Consider the following 16,293-nt stretch of genomic DNA (forward strand, 5'->3'; position numbering starts at 1 on the left):
TTAGTAGGATAAAGATATGAATAAAAAAAATAAAGCTTTTATTTTTATAAATTTGTTAATTGTGATTTTTGTACTTTTCCCAAATAAGAGTTTTTCACAAGAAAGTAATTGTCTGAATGATTTTAAAAGTTGGATTTTGAAAAATGAAGATAACAGTGAAAAAATAGTTTACACTCTTCCTTGTGATATGGTAATAGATGATTATTTTGAACTTAATATTCCATATGGAACTAAGATTACAATAGATACTAATAAGTATAAGATACTCATAAAAGATAAAGGGAATTTTTTTATCAATGGGAATGAACTAAATATAGTTGGAGAAGGTGAAACTGAAGGTGTAATTCATGTAGAACGAGGAGGAAAGCTAAGGATAGGAATAGACAATATAACTGCTTTAAATGGGACTGCTTTATATGCAGAAAAAGAAGCTGATTTATTTATAGATACATATTATGGTGAGGTTGGAAACATAAAATCAAGTGGAGAAAACGCTATAGGAATTTATTCGGAAAATGATGTTAGAGTAGACTGTAAAACAATTGAAGTTGATGGAGAAAATGCTATAGGAATTTATTCTAAGGGAGAAGTCGAAATAGAGGATACTTCAGTAATTGTTAATGATGATAATAAACAACAAAGTATAGGAGTAGGAAGTAACTCTAAAAAAGGAAAATCAATTGTATCAGAGACTAAGAATGTCTATATTATAGGAGACCAAAATATGATAATGCCAGGTATACCTCGAGATGATGATTATAATATTATAAGGTGTAATCGTAGAGGTATTGGAGTCTTTGAAGAGGAAATAATGATAACAAAAGAAGATAAAATAGAAGATTTAAAATTCCCTCAAACTGTAACTTTAAAAACTTCTAGTGGAAAGTTTGTAACGTTAGATGTAGATTGGGATTTATCAAATTACTATACTGATTTAAATAAAGATACAGAATTCATAATAAAAGGAAAATTTAAAGAAGAACATCTAAATGAAAAGAATATAGTGCTAAATGATAATGTTGCTCCTATTTTATATGTTCATATTACAAATAAAGGACCTATAAATGATTTAGAAGTATTTTTTATAAACTCAAGAAAGGGTTATTCAGCTCTTTTCGATTATAGTATGCCATATAATGCCAAGAAGGTATTTGTAGAATATTCTGATGATGGTATAAATTGGGTAAGCAAAGAATTAGATTATATTAGCAACCAAGCTACACTTAATTTTGAAGATTTTAAGTTGAGATGCTTCAGAGTAAATGTAGAGGGTGGATTGAGAGACGGATATTCAAATATATTTTTAAAACCAGGATTTGTGATAGGTGGAGGTAGTGACCAGATGACACCAGAAGATGACCGAGACGTTATTATCGATGGAGGCGACCGTGGAGGTGGTGGTAGAGATAACCCAGATAGAGATGACAGTAGCAGTAAAAATGAGGGTAATAACAATGAAAATAAAGAAGATAATAATGACGAAAATAAAGAAAATAATAATGACGAAAATAAAGAAAATAATGACAGTGCTAGTAATGAAAATAATGATTCTAATGGAGGAAAACCAAATGCTCCAGAAGATAACATAGGACCAAGTGCTGGTGGTGTTGATGATAAAAATCATCAAAATAATAAAGAAGATGCCAATATAAATAGTGATAAAGAAAATGATTATGAGGATAAAAATAAATTTAATAGTAAAAATTTAATGCCAGAAGATGATAGAAATTATAATTTAAAGCAAAAATCAGTATTTAGCAATAATAATCAATATTTCTCCTATAGGAATGTTTTTGTAAACAAAAATCAAGAAATAGATAATGTAAAGTTAGGAGTAAATAATTATGATGAAATAGCAAATTACAATGAGAATCTTAAATCTATATCTAAAAAATATAATTTAAATAGAGAGATTTTCTTTTTACTTTGTATATTAACTCCAACTATGATTGTTTCTATATTAGTTGTAAATCCAAGTGTAAGAAAAAATGTAATAGAATTCATACAAATAAAAAAATAATTTTTAAAAAGGGATTATTTAGTAAATTATAAAGTTGATAAATAATACCTTTCAGTATTATGAAAACTATATATTACTATCAATAAAAGGATATATAATATACAGTTTCGTTAAATAGTATAAAAATAATAGAATATTGAAAAAAAATTGACAAATGAATGTATAGGTATTAAAATATATTAAATATATACATAAAAAGTGATTTACCAACAAATAAATGAAATATATGTTAACAACTAGTTCAATTTGTAAAAATGTAAGATTTATAAAAAAATTAAGGGAGGATATTATTATGAGAGCAATTTTAACAGTAATTGGGAAGGATAAACCAGGTATAGTAGCAGGCATTAGTGATGAGTTATACAAACAAAATATTAACATAGTAGATATTTCACAAAAAATACTTCAAGAATATTTTACAATGATTATGGTAGTTGATTTAGAAAAAGCATTAAATTCTTTTGAGCAAACAGTTGAAGATTTAATTGAAAGAGGAAAGAAATTATCAGTAGATGTAAAAATTCAAAGAGAAGAAATATTTAATTCAATGCATAATCTGTAGCAAACAGTAAGGAGAGGTGATAACAGTGAATGTAGGAAATATACTTGAAACAATCAAGATGATAGATGAAGAACAGTTAGATATAAGAACTATAACTATGGGGATTTCATTACTAGATTGTATAGACCCTGATGGAGATAAAGCGAGAGAAAAAATATATAATAAAATTATGAATTCTGCTAAAAACTTAGTAAAAGTTGGTAAGGATATAGAACGTGAATTTGGTATTCCAATTGTAAATAAAAGAGTATCAGTAACTCCAATCTCTATTATTGCAGGTGCAACAGATGAAGAAGATTATGTGAAATTTGCACAGACATTAGATAGAGCAGCAGAGGATTTAGGGATAGACTTTATTGGTGGGTTTTCAGCATTGGTTCAAAAAGGATATACAAAAGGTGATAAGATATTAATTAAATCAATCCCAAAAGCTTTAGCAAGTACTAATAAGGTATGTGCTTCAGTAAATGTAGGTTCTACAAGATGTGGTATAAACATGGATGCAGTAAAAGAAATGGGAGAAATTATAAAAGAAACTGCAGAAATGACAAAAGATGCAAAAGGTTTTGGTTGTGCAAAACTAGTAGTATTTTGTAATGCAGTAGAAGATAATCCATTTATGGCAGGCGCATTCCATGGTGTTGGTGAAGCAGATAGAATTATCAATGTTGGTGTAAGTGGTCCTGGAGTTGTTAAGAGAGCTTTAGAAAAGGTAAAAGGAGAGCCATTTGATGTTGTCGCAGAAACTGTTAAAAAGACAGCATTTAAAATTACAAGAGTTGGACAACTTGTAGCAAAAGAAGCTTCTAATAGACTAGATGTTCCATTTGGAATAATAGACTTATCATTAGCTCCTACACCTGCAATTGGAGATTCTGTAGCAAATATATTAGAGGAAATGGGTCTTGAAGTTGTTGGTACTCATGGTACTACAGCAGCATTAGCCCTTTTAAATGATGCTGTTAAAAAAGGTGGAGTTATGGCATGTTCACATGTTGGAGGACTTAGTGGAGCATTTATACCAGTATCTGAAGATGCAGGTATGATTGATGCTGTTATTAAGGGTGCTTTAAGTATAGATAAACTTGAAGCTATGACTGCAATTTGTTCTGTAGGTCTTGATATGATAGCTGTGCCAGGAGACACTACAGCAGGTACACTTGGAGCTATGATAGCTGATGAAGCAGCAATAGGTATGATTAATAATAAGACTACAGCAGTTAGAATTATACCAGCACCAGGATGCGATGTAGGTGATATGGTCGAGTTTGGAGGTCTTTTAGGACGAGCACCAGTAATGCCTATAAATAAAAATTCATCTGAACTATTTACCCAAAGAGGAGGAAGAATTCCAGCTCCTATACATTCATTTAAAAACTAAGTACATTTACATATCTAGTGTAATTTAAGAAAAAATAGTTTTCTATTTAGAACAAAGTCTAGATTAAAAAATTATAACTAAGAATATAAATTTAAAATTAATTATTTGAATTAAAGCAATAATAAAGGGGATGTCTCAAAATAAAAATTTGAATCATCTCTTTTTTTGTAAAAAAACAGAGAAAAGCAATTTAAAAATATTGTATGTGATGCTGGATATGAAAGTTAAGAAAACTATAAGTATTTAGAAGATCAAAACCTTAATTCATATATTAAACCTGCAAATTACAAACAAATTAAAAAGCATAGCTTTAAATCCTATAGTAGGAAGAAAAGAGAAGATGAAATATGATTCTGAATCAGATGTATATACTTGTGCTAATAAGAGACTTCTTAGACCTATATATCTGAAAAAGAGAACGAATAAAAGTGGATATACATCTGAAGTACAGGTGTATGAATGTGAAAGCTGCAATGACTGCTTTTTATGTAGCAAATGCTTTAAAGGTAAGAATAATAAAAAGATTGAATATTCTTGAATTTAACTAAACTTAGGAAGCGTAGTCAAGATAATATTAAAAATAAAGTAGGAATTTTGCTTAGAATGAATTACTCTATTCAAGTAGAAGAAACTTTCGGTGTTACAAAACAAGACTATAAATGTAAGAAATTAATATTATCTATTGGCGTTAGCCTTTGATATTTATAAATTGCATAATCGAATACAAAAATATAGATTCAGAAAACACTTATTTGAAATAGCTATGTAGTTAATTTTTTATACATATGCTTTATTTCTTGTTCTCAAATTTACTCAGTATTAAAATTTAAGATACTAATTAAAAAAGGAGTTAAACTTAAAATTTGATTAGAAAAAAATCAATTTTGAGATAACTCCTGTTTTCCACTTAGTTAATATAAAACACTAATTCAAATCTAGTATTTTCAAAACTTTCAATCACACAAAGCACTGAATTATGAGTAGTGTTTTTGATATTTAAAAAAACACCTTGTAAAACAGTATTTCCAATTCGTACAGCGTTTATTTTCAAAATATTGCACACTGCATATTATATATTCATTATATCGTATTTTATCTAGCAAAAATCTAGATTTATTAAATAAACTAAATATAAAGAACTAAAATTATTTAAATTTATATATACATTTTTTATTTAGTTTTAGATAAAGAAACAGAGAAATTTGAAACTATTTTGTTTTGTACGTATTCACTATAAGACTAGAGTAGAAAGAAGAAAAAGTAATGGAGGGAAGAAACTACTCACATACTACTTAGTTAATATAAAAAGAATACTCTTTAAATAAAACAATAGAAAGACCTTCATTTACATACTACTTAGTTAACATAAAACCTTCCAGGTAAATTTAATGAATTTATCTTACCTGGTGAATTTACATACCACTTAGTTAATATAAAACTTGGATAGGCTTTACAACAAGCATATGCTAATAATTTATTTACATATCACTTAGTTAATATAAAACCCTAATTTAAAATCATTATTTTCTTAAATATCATACACTAAATATTTATTATAACATATCTTATATTGAAAAAATTTTCCATTTATTGAATAAATAAAATAACTTATATAATAAATTATATATACACTTTTTATTTTAGATAAAAAAGTAGAGCAGTTTGAAACTACTCTATTTTCCATCTATTTTGAAAAATATAGAAAATAAATATGAAATATGATTCTGAATCAGATGTATATACTTGTGCTAATAAGAGACTTATTAAAGTTACATATCTAAAAAGAAAACAAATAAAAATGGATACATATGAAGTACAAGTGTATAAATGTGAAAGCTATAATAATTGCTTTTTACGTGGAAAATGCTTTAAAGGTAAGAATAATAAAAAGATTGAATGTTCTAAAGTTTTAACTAAACTTAGGAAGCGTAGTCAAGATAATATTAAAAATAAAGTAGGAATTTTGCTTAGAATGAATCACTCTATTCAAGTAGAAGGACATTTCGGCGTTACAAAATAATACTACAAATGTAAGAACTTAATATTATCTATTGGCGTTAGCATATGATATTGATAAATTGCATAATCGAATACAGAAAAGAAAATTTGGAAAATACTTATTTGAAATAGCTATGTAATTAAATTTTTTTAAGATACATATGCTTTATTTCTTTTGCCCAAATTTCCTCAATATTAAAGTTTAAGATATTAATTAAAAAGAAGTAATAAAAAATAACATATAAAAATTCAAAAAAGGAGTTAAACTTAAAATTTGATTAGAAAAAATCAATTTTGAGAAAACCCCTTTTATTTTGAATTTTAAATTTAATAATATTTTCAAGTAATTAAGTAAAACATTTTAAAAAATTTAAAAGTTATTATATTTAAATATTAATAAGTTATATCAACCAAATAAAAAACTAAATTTAAAAAAATAAAAATCTATCTAAATATTTAACACACATAATAATCATAAACAAATATAAAAATAAAACGCTTGCAATTAATAAAATTGCCTACAATATAAAACTCTATCATTTAAAATATCAACTTAAAATATTAATTTATAAATCTTATTGTTTTTAAGCAATTTCTTCTTCTATATCAGTACCACGTATTTCATCAGCAGTAAGAACTTTAAAAGTACTGAATATTTTTGAGCCTAAAAATCCTGCGACTACATTAAATAAGGCACACAATCCAGCTGTTATAAGTACTTGATTAACTGGATTATAGGCAAACATTATAGCAAATCCAGCTACAGGAGTAGCTGTACCTGGTGTCATATTTACAAGCCCCATCAAAGCTACAACGATACCAGAAAAAGCGCCTCCAAAGAAATTAGTACAATATATAGGTATTGGATTTGCCGAAATTATATCTGATTGAGTCAGTGGTTCAATAGCGACAGATATAATATCTTTTTTAGATCCTAACTTCAATCTTGCAAATAGTGTTGAGTTCATAAAAGCTGAACCAAAAGCACCTAATGCTCCTATTGCCATAGGAAGACCAGTAAGACCAATTATAGATGTAAGCGCCATTGAACTAAGTGGAGATGTACCAACTACTGTTATTAAGCCTCCTAATATAATTCCCATCACTATAGGACTAATATTAGTAGCCTCTATTAAAACTTGTCCAATTTGTAGTAGTGTACTATTAACTAATGGGTCTACATTTGATGCTATAAGACGAGATAGTGGTGCACATAGAAGGATTACTACTACTAAATCCACTCCAGGTGGTACCTTTTTCTCTATAAACTTAATCAAGAAAGAAACAAAGTACCCAGCAACGAATCCAGATAATATAGAAAAATCTAAACACGATAATCCTATTAGAACTGCATAAACTGGAGATACACCAAGAGCTAAAGGTACAAGTATAGCAGCAGCAACTCCACCAAGGCTACCATTAGCGGCCCCAACACTTCTAAAAAATTCCATACCTAAAACGTCGCCAAGTAAAGAAAGGTTGAATGCCTCGACTAAGAAAGTAGCACAAGCAGCACTTGCAAGAGCTCCCATAGCTTTCATACCATATGGAGCTTTGTAACTAAAAATTGTGAAACAACATAGAACCAATAAAAGTAAACCTGTTCCTAATAAAATTTCTGACATAAGAAAATCCTCCTTGTATTTTTTTTAGGACATAAACTTTTGTTTATGATAACGTTATCCTAATGTGTAAATAATTAACTAATTAATGACAACAGAACAAAAGTAATTTTAAATTTTAATTGGTTTTATATTGTATCTAAAAATAAAAATAACTATAAAAGTATATAAAGCAAGTTTAAAATGTAAGTTAAACTTATACTTTATAAGATAATTATATATAAATAATACAATCTTGTATAGGAAGATTGATAAAAAATAAATTTAATATGAAAAAAAACAATTATTATCATATAAAAAAGGAATAAACCTTTTTTAGAAGAAGTATTTATAATGAAAGTAATTTTATAGGGGGAGAGTATTTGAAAAAGGTTAAATATACCAGATTAGTGATACTTGGTATTCTTATATATTTAGTGTTTAATATCTTAGTAATGATTATTAGTAAGAATGTAGATACAGTAGTATTAAAATCTGAAGTAGTCGATGCAAAAATTAGTACAGAAGGTACTTTAGAAAAAGACTTTAATGACCAGAGTAGTTTTTTATCAATATATGTTGATAAAGAAGATTCTAAAAGCTTTAAAAAAAATCAAGATGTCATAATTGAATATAACAAACAAAAAATAGATGCAAAAGTTTACAAAATATATAAAAATAATAATAAAATAATGGTAAAATTAAAAATAAGTAACCAAATTATTGGAAATCAGGATACAAGTGTCGAAGAATTTGATATAATATATAATCAGATGGAATGTTTAAAAATACCTAAAACTTCTATAAAAACAAAAGACAATAAACGTGGTGTATATGTAATTGATGAACAATCACAAAGTGTAAAATTTGTCATACTAGAAGGGATAACTTATGAAAATGAATCTTCTGTATTTGTGGATTATTATAAAAATGACATAAATGGAGTTAAAAGTGTTAATCTATATGACAAAATAATTTTAAGACCTAACAGAATAAACACAAATATAAGGATAAAGTAGGTGATAATAATGGGTTCTGTTAAAGAGAATTTATCTAAAGTAAGAAGTAAAATTGATGAAGTCGCAAAAAAAGTAAATAGAGATAGTAAAGAGATTACTCTTCTAGCAGTTACAAAAACTGTTGATGTAGATTTAGTTAGTGAAGCAATGGAAGAAGGAATTACTTCTGTTGGTGAAAATAAACCTCAAGAATTAGCTAGAAAGTATGAGATTATAGGTGACAAACTAAATTGGCATTTAATAGGAACTTTGCAAACAAATAAAGTCAAGTACATAATAGATAAAGTCTGTATGATACATTCTTTAGATAGAATCGCGTTATGCGAGGAAATTCAAAAACGGGCTGAGCAAATAAATAGAGAAATAGATTGCTTAGTACAAGTGAATATATCTAAAGAAGAATCTAAACATGGACTTGACAAAGGAGAAGTTATAGATTTTGTCAAAGAAGTGTCAGAAAAATATAAAAACATAAAAATAAAAGGTCTAATGACAATGGCACCCTTTGTAGCAGATGAAGATGAAATAAGAGGTGTATTTAAAGGTCTTAAAGATTTATCAATACAAATAAAAGAATTAAACATATCTAATGTAGGTATGGATGTTTTATCAATGGGAATGAGTCACGATTATGAAATTGCTATAGAGGAAGGGGCTACCATTGTTAGAGTTGGAACATCAATCTTTGGAGAAAGAAATTACAATAAAAAATAATTACTCAAATCTGAATAAATTCTAAGGAGGAAGTTAATAATGTCAAATGGAATAATATCTAAATTTAAGAACTGGATAGTTGATGAAGATGAAGATTATATTGAAGATGAATATGAAAGTGGTATGGACGATATAGTTCAAGAGGAAGAAATAAATGGAGGATTTAGTGCTGCAAAAGCAAATAAAATTGTAAATTTACATACAACTTCTCAAATGAAAGTTGTAATAGTTGAACCTAAAGTTTATGATGAAGCTGCAACTATAGCAGACCATCTAAAACAAAGAAGGGCAGTTATAGTGAATTTGGAAGGATTGACTAATTCTGAAGTTCGTAAATCTATATTTAATTTTATGAATGGAGCGGTTTATGTTTTAGATGGAAGTATACAAAAGGTTTCTAAGTCAATATTTATACTAGCTCCTAATAATGTAGATATAGATGCAAATATGAAAAAAGAATTAGAAAGCAAAGCATTCTTCCCTTGGCAAAATAAATAGTAAAAAGGCGGTTAATGTATGGGAACAATAAGAATTGCACTGTATTATCTTTTAGACATAATAGCATGGATGATAGTTATAAAAAGCTTGATGACTTGGTTTCCAAATGGAAGACAAAGCAAAATTTTTGAGATTTTAGAAAATCTTACAGAGCCAATAGAAGGTCCAATAAGGTCTATAATGTACAAATACACAAATGGGCCGATAGATTTTTCTCCTTTAATTGCAATAGTATTATTGATGTTCCTAAGACAATTAGTATTGGTTATATTCTAAGGTGATAACATGGACAAATTGAAATTGACAAATCACATAAAGGATATAGACTTGAAAAATAAAATGTTTAAAGTAATAGACAAGGCTAATAGTTGTATAAAAAACTATGATGTTAAGTCTACTGAGTTTCTTAATCCATATGAAGTGAGAAATGCTGTAGATATATTAAATTCTACTAATGAAATAAAATACAGTGTGGATGGAGGTTACGAACAAGCTGAAAGAAGCACTGTATTTATTTATCCATTTTACATGGAATATGAGGATATAGAAGATACTCTTAGATTTTTACAGATAGAAGGAAATTTTAAATTTAAAAGTATATCTCATAAAGATTATTTAGGAGCAATTTTGAATCTAGGTATAAAAAGAGAAAAAATTGGAGATATAATTATACATGATAGTTTTTGTCAAGTAGTTGTAAGTAGTGATATTTGTGATTTTATAATCATAAATTTAGAGAAAGTTTCAAGAAATAGTGTAATTGTAAAGGAAATTTCCAGAGAAAATATTGTTAATAGTTCTTCAAAATATAAGGAAGTATCATTTACAGTATCTTCAGATAGGTTAGATTGTATCATAAGTAGTCTTTACAATATATCTAGGCAAGATAGTGCAAAATACATAAATGGAGAAAAAGTCCATGTCAATTATGAAAAGATAACTTCAACTTCTAAAATAATTAAAAATGATGATTTAATTTCTATTAGAGGTAAAGGAAGAGCTAAAGTAACACAAATAGGAGATATTACTAAAAAAGGAAGAATAAAAGTTCAAGCAAAATTAATTGTATAAGGACTAATTAAAATTATAGCTGGGAGGAAATGTAATGCTAACTCCAATTGAGATAGAAAATAAAGAGTTTAAAAAAGGTTTAAGAGGTTATAGAGATGAAGAAGTTGATGAGTTTTTAGATATCATCAAAGAAGATTATGAATCTCTGTGTAGAGAAAATACAGCTCTTAAAGAAAAATTAGGATTATATCAAGACCAAGTAAACAAATATGAAAATATTGAAGAAACACTAAAAGCTACTTTAATAACTGCTCAAAGTGCAGCAGAAGACACTTGTAGTGCAGCAAATAAAAAAGCTAAGATAATCGTTGAAGAAGCAGATTTAAAAGCTAGACAAATTATAGAACAGGCTAATAATCGTGTTATAGAGATAAGAAAAGAGTACGATGCTTTAGTTAAAGAATTTAAGATATTTAGAAATAAATTTAAATCATTGTTAGAAGATGAAATAAGAAGTGTCGATGAGATTTTTTATGATGTAGATGAAAAATGTGTAAATGCATTTGAAGGTACATCAGTGTATAATTATAGTAATGATGAAGCTGCTACAACTTTAGAATAAACAATAATCTTACTGGATTTTAGGTAGAATTATTGTTTAAGTTTGAGAATACTATAACAAAAACTAAAAATAGGATAAAAATACAAGAAAAATATAAATTATTATATTTTTCAAAAATATATTGACTATTCAAATTATTTGTTATAGAATTTCATATAAACACAGATAAATTTTTAAAAGCGTTGATAGAGACAATTATCTTTAGATAATTTTACAGAGAATTGGGTATGCTGAGAACCAAGGAATTTATAAAGATGAGAATCACTCTTGAGCTGCAGGCTGAACGATTAAACTTTATTAAGCTGTGCCGGTTAGTGCCGTTATACTATTAGAGTGTTATATGTGAGTATTGTTAAGTTCACATATAGAATTAGGGTGGTAACGCGATTGATAACTCGTCCCTTTGTTTAAAGGGGACGGGTTTTTTATTATTCAAATTTATGTAAAAGAATAAAAACTTTGGAATTATAATAACTGTAAGAAAGGGTGATTTATATGGCAAAATTTAAGCCATTGGTGGACAGTTCTGTAAAACAAGCAGAAGCACAAGTTTTTGACTATTGGAAAGACATAGATATACTTGAAAAAACTCTAGAAAAAGGTAAAGACGACCCAAGTTTTGTATTTTATGAAGGACCTCCAACAGCTAATGGAAATCCTGGAGTACATCATGTTTTATCTAGAACACTTAAAGATTCTGTTTGTAGATATAAGACAATGTCTGGTTATCAAGTAAAGAGAAAAGCTGGTTGGGATACACACGGATTACCAGTTGAAATACAAGTAGAAAAAGAATTAGGTCTTACTAGCAAGCAACAAATAGAAGAATATGGAATAGCTGAATTTAACCAAAAATGTAGAGAGTCAGTTTTCTCATTTGAAAAACAATGGAGAATAATGACTGAGAGAATGGCTTATGAAGTTGACTTAGATAATCCATATATAACTTTAGATAATAACTATATAGAATCTGTATGGTGGATACTTAATAAATTCAATAAAGAAGGATATATCTATGAAGGGCATAAAATACTTCCTTATTGCCCAAGATGTGGAACTGGTCTTGCTAGTCATGAGGTTGCACAAGGATATAAAGAGGTAAAGACAAATACAGTTGTAGCTAAATTTAAGAAAAAAGATGCTAATGAATACTTCTTAGCATGGACGACTACTCCATGGACTTTACCATCAAATGTTTCATTAACAGTAAATGCTGATGTTGATTACTTAAAAGTTAAAAAAGGTGATGAGGTATATTATGTATCTAAACCTTTAGCTAATAAAGTATTAGGTGAAGACTATGAAGTTTTAGAAGAAATGAAAGGTAAAGATTTAGAAGGATTAGAATATGAACAATTAATGCCTTTTGTAGAAGTTGATAAAAAAGCATTTTTCATTACAGTAGGAGATTATGTAACTACTGAAGATGGTACTGGAATAGTTCATACAGCACCAGCATTTGGTGAAGATGACTACAATACAGGTAAAAGATACGATTTACCAGTTGTACAGCCAGTAGATGAAACTGGTAAATTTACAGCTACTCCTTGGGAAGGTAGATTTGTAATGGAAGATGGGCTAGATGTTGAAATAATAAAATGGCTAGCTTCTGAAAATAAACTATATAGTAAGGAAAAAGTAGTTCATAATTATCCACATTGTTGGAGATGTCAAACTCCACTTGTGTACTATGCAAAACCAAGCTGGTATATAGAAATGACTAAGCTTAAAGATAAATTAATAGAAAATAATAATGGTGTAAAATGGTTCCCAAGCTTTGTAGGTGAAAAGAGATTTGGAAACTGGTTAGAAAATCTAAATGATTGGGCAATATCAAGAACTAGATATTGGGGAACTCCACTTCCTATATGGAGATGTGAATGTGGCCATACAGATTCAGTTGGTTCAAGAGCAGAATTAGCTGAAAAAGCTGTAGAAGATGTAAACCCAGAAACTGTAGAACTTCATAGACCATATGTAGATGATATACACTTAAAGTGTGAAAAATGTGGAAAACCAATGACAAGAGTAACAGAAGTTATAGACTGCTGGTTTGATAGTGGAGCTATGCCATTTGCACAACACCACTATCCATTTGAAAACAAAGAAAACTTTGATAAACTATTCCCAGCTGATTATATATCAGAAGGTATAGACCAAACTAGAGGTTGGTTCTACTCATTACTTGCAGTATCAACATTTGTATTAGGAAAAGCACCATATAAGAGTGTCTTAGTTCCAGACCTTGTACTTGATAAAGATGGAAAGAAAATGAGTAAATCAAGAGGAAATACAGTAAATCCTATGCAGTTGTTTGACCAATATGGAGCAGATGCACTAAGATGGTATTTACTATATGTTTCTCCACCATGGACTCCAACTAAATTTGATATGGATGGATTAAAAGAAATCCAAAGTAAATTTATAGGTACTATGAAGAATGTATATAACTTCTTTACTTTATATGCAAATACAGATGATATAAATCCAACTGAATTCTTTGTAGAATACAAAGATAGACCAGAACTTGACAGATGGATACTATCTAAATTCAATAATTTAATGAAAGATGTAGAAGAAAACTTAGAGATATTTGAATTAAATAAAACTTTAAGAATGATACAAGATTTCATAAATGATGATTTATCTAACTGGTATATAAGACGTTCAAGAAGAAGATTCTGGGCAACTGAATTAACAGAAGATAAAAAAGCTGTATACAATACAACTTATGAATTATTACATGGACTTTGCAGAGCTATAGCACCATTTGCTCCATATATGTCAGAAGAAATGTATAGAAATCTAACTGGAGAAGTATCTGTTCATTTAGCTGAATATCCTAAGTTTAATGAGAGTCTAATTGATACTAAATTAGAAGAAAAAATGGATTTAGCTAAGAATCTAGTTACTTTAGGTAGAGCTTCAAGAGAAGTTGAGAGAATAAAAGTTCGTCAACCGTTACAAAAAGTATTAGTAGATGGTAAGTTTGAAGATACAATAAGTGATGTAGTTGATTTAATAAAAGAAGAACTTAATGTTAAAGAAGTAGTATTTGCTAAAGATTTGGATGAATATATGAACTTTAGCTTAAAACCAAACTTTAAAGAAGCAGGACCAGTATTAGGTGCTAAGATGAACTTATTTGTAGGAGCATTAAATAAATTAAATGCACATGAAACTGCTAATAAACTTGAAAATGGTGAAACTTTAACAGTTGATTTAAATGGTGAAGCTTTTGAGTTTAATAAAGACTTAGTATTAATAGGTATAACTGCTAAAGAAGGATTTAATGTATCTGTTGAAAATAATCTTTTCGTTATATTAGATACTAAATTAACTGATGAGTTAATTGATGAAGGATATGCTAGAGAATTTATATCTAAAGTACAACAATTGAGAAAATCTAGCAATTTTGAAGTATTAGACAACATAGTAATAGATTACTGTGGTGATGATGAAATTGCTAAGGCTGTTGAGCATTTTAATGAATACATCAAGTCTGAGACTTTAGCTTTAGAAATAAATAGAGTGGATGATAAATCTTTAGAAGAACAAAACTTAAATGACCATATGACAGGTATAAAAGTTACAAGAAAATAAAAAATAATAAGTTGTTAATTAAGAGCCCTATAGAAATTTATTTGTAAATTTCTATAGGGCTTTTTTTAAAAAGATAGCTTATTTCTTTATTTAATTAATTGCTTTAGTAGACTAATAATTAAATGTTTTAATATTCCAAAATTTACAATAAATAAATTTATATAAATCATATAAATTATTTATAGCATATGATAAAATGTTAGTGAATAAACGTTTAAGTGAGGATGAATAATATTTTAGAGTTAACTACTTCTGGTAAATTTATTTTTGAATTTATTGTGCATTATGCAGGGTAGTTTATTTATTATGCAAAGGGGTGCGTTTTGATGTATGGTGAAAGCAAAAAACTAAGTATTGATAATAACATATTTTTGCAATATGGTCTTATTATATTGGGAATGATTTTATCAACCATAGGAATAAATTTATATCTAGCACCAGCCAAGTTGTTAAGTGGAGGAGTAGCTGGAATTTGTGTTATATTATATAAGTTATTTGGTATAAATCAGGGATTATCTAGTTTTTTGATGAACATACCGATATTTATTATAGCTAAAAAGTATTTTGATAATAAATTTTTGTTAATAAGTTTTGTCAATATGTTGCTATTTTCTGTTGCACTTGGGGTAACACAAGATATTGCTAAATATTTTCCTATAAATGATACTATGCTGCAGTGTATTTATGGTGGTGTTTTAACTGGTATAGGTATGGGGTTAACATTTAAAGCAAGAGCTACTGCTGGAGGACTTGATATAATAGCAGCTATAATGAAAAGAAAGTATGATATACCAATGAAAAATACATTTTTATTTATTAATTTTTTTGTAGTATGTGCAGGTGCATTTTTATTTGGAGCAAAATTGGTAATGTACACTCTAATTACTATGTATATAATTTCTTTTACAATGGATATAGCAAAAGATTGCTTCGATAGAAAAAAATCTATACTCTTAATATCAAATAGATATGAAGAAATATCAAAAGTAATAATGAATAAGATGGGTAGAGGCGTAACTTTTTTAGAAGCAGAAGGAGCATATACGCAGAATAAGAAAAAAATGATTTACTGTATCATATCTGCAAATGAAGTAGGTAAATTTAAGGATTTAATTTATGATATGGATAGTGAAGCTTTTATTTCTGTAAACAATGTAGAAGAAGTAAAAGGTGGAGGTTTTAAAGATAAATTTCTATAAGATATAAGTGTTAAAAAATACCATATATCTTGTTATTGTACCTAGTTAGATGTATACTGTAACTA

14 protein-coding genes and 1 other annotated feature are annotated in these 16,293 nt (G+C 27.8%); of the genes, 13 read left to right on the forward strand and 1 reads right to left on the reverse strand.

Features of this window, described 5'->3' with window-relative positions; all coding sequences use genetic code 11:
• Positions 1–16 precede the first annotated feature (16 nt).
• The 5 genes from KGF45_RS06985 to KGF45_RS07005 all read left to right on the forward strand — a co-directional run bounded on the left by KGF45_RS06985 (position 17) and on the right by KGF45_RS07005 (position 5,983).
• A complete protein-coding gene (locus KGF45_RS06985; RefSeq protein WP_227842065.1) occupies positions 17–2,020 on the forward strand; it encodes a hypothetical protein in 2,004 nt (667 codons plus the stop codon).
• A gap of 292 nt (positions 2,021–2,312) precedes the next feature.
• Positions 2,313–2,582 (forward strand): ACT domain-containing protein, encoded by a 270-nt coding sequence (locus KGF45_RS06990; RefSeq protein WP_227432440.1) that lies wholly within the window; start codon positions 2,313–2,315, stop codon positions 2,580–2,582.
• A 25-nt stretch (positions 2,583–2,607) separates the two neighbouring features.
• Complete coding sequence (locus KGF45_RS06995) at positions 2,608–3,963, forward strand: PFL family protein (RefSeq protein WP_227829154.1); 1,356 nt, start codon at positions 2,608–2,610, stop codon at positions 3,961–3,963.
• A gap of 340 nt (positions 3,964–4,303) precedes the next feature.
• Entirely contained in the window at positions 4,304–4,501 is a 198-nt protein-coding gene (locus KGF45_RS07000; RefSeq protein ID WP_227829153.1) for a transposase, read from the forward strand.
• Positions 4,502–5,674: 1,173 nt separating this feature from the next.
• Positions 5,675–5,983 carry a transposase gene (locus tag KGF45_RS07005; RefSeq protein ID WP_227829152.1) on the forward strand — a complete coding sequence of 103 codons (309 nt, stop codon included), beginning with the start codon at positions 5,675–5,677 and terminating at the stop codon, positions 5,981–5,983.
• Positions 5,984–6,545: 562 nt separating this feature from the next.
• Here KGF45_RS07005 and KGF45_RS07010 read toward each other — a convergent pair.
• A complete protein-coding gene (locus KGF45_RS07010) occupies positions 6,546–7,586 on the reverse strand; it encodes a PTS sugar transporter subunit IIC (RefSeq protein WP_227829151.1) in 1,041 nt (346 codons plus the stop codon).
• A 359-nt stretch (positions 7,587–7,945) separates the two neighbouring features.
• Between KGF45_RS07010 and KGF45_RS07015 the strand changes: the two genes are divergently transcribed.
• From KGF45_RS07015 to KGF45_RS07050, 8 genes are all read left to right on the forward strand, one after another.
• Entirely contained in the window at positions 7,946–8,581 is a 636-nt protein-coding gene (locus KGF45_RS07015) for an HlyD family efflux transporter periplasmic adaptor subunit (protein WP_227829150.1), read from the forward strand.
• Positions 8,582–8,590: 9 nt separating this feature from the next.
• Positions 8,591–9,295 carry a YggS family pyridoxal phosphate-dependent enzyme gene (locus KGF45_RS07020; RefSeq protein WP_227842067.1) on the forward strand — a complete coding sequence of 235 codons (705 nt, stop codon included), beginning with the start codon at positions 8,591–8,593 and terminating at the stop codon, positions 9,293–9,295.
• 39 nt (positions 9,296–9,334) lie between these two features.
• On the forward strand, positions 9,335–9,793 hold the full coding sequence (locus tag KGF45_RS07025; RefSeq protein ID WP_227829148.1) for a cell division protein SepF: 459 nt from the start codon (positions 9,335–9,337) through the stop codon (positions 9,791–9,793).
• Positions 9,794–9,811: 18 nt separating this feature from the next.
• The gene (locus tag KGF45_RS07030) at positions 9,812–10,069 is read left to right on the forward strand and encodes a YggT family protein (protein WP_054274603.1); all 258 of its coding nucleotides are present in this window, start codon (positions 9,812–9,814) and stop codon (positions 10,067–10,069) included.
• A 9-nt stretch (positions 10,070–10,078) separates the two neighbouring features.
• The gene (locus KGF45_RS07035) at positions 10,079–10,864 is read left to right on the forward strand and encodes an RNA-binding protein (RefSeq protein WP_227829147.1); all 786 of its coding nucleotides are present in this window, start codon (positions 10,079–10,081) and stop codon (positions 10,862–10,864) included.
• Between the two features lie 34 nt (positions 10,865–10,898).
• On the forward strand, positions 10,899–11,426 hold the full coding sequence (locus KGF45_RS07040; RefSeq protein ID WP_227432447.1) for a DivIVA domain-containing protein: 528 nt from the start codon (positions 10,899–10,901) through the stop codon (positions 11,424–11,426).
• Positions 11,427–11,599: 173 nt separating this feature from the next.
• Positions 11,600–11,832: a binding site (T-box leader), on the forward strand.
• Positions 11,833–11,921: 89 nt separating this feature from the next.
• Entirely contained in the window at positions 11,922–15,029 is a 3,108-nt protein-coding gene (gene ileS / locus KGF45_RS07045; RefSeq protein WP_227829146.1) for an isoleucine--tRNA ligase, read from the forward strand.
• A gap of 326 nt (positions 15,030–15,355) precedes the next feature.
• A complete protein-coding gene (locus KGF45_RS07050) occupies positions 15,356–16,228 on the forward strand; it encodes a YitT family protein (RefSeq protein WP_227829145.1) in 873 nt (290 codons plus the stop codon).
• Positions 16,229–16,293 lie beyond the last annotated feature (65 nt).

The sequence above is a fragment of the Clostridioides sp. ZZV14-6154 genome, from assembly GCF_020657785.1.
GTDB lineage: Bacteria > Bacillota > Clostridia > Peptostreptococcales > Peptostreptococcaceae > Clostridioides.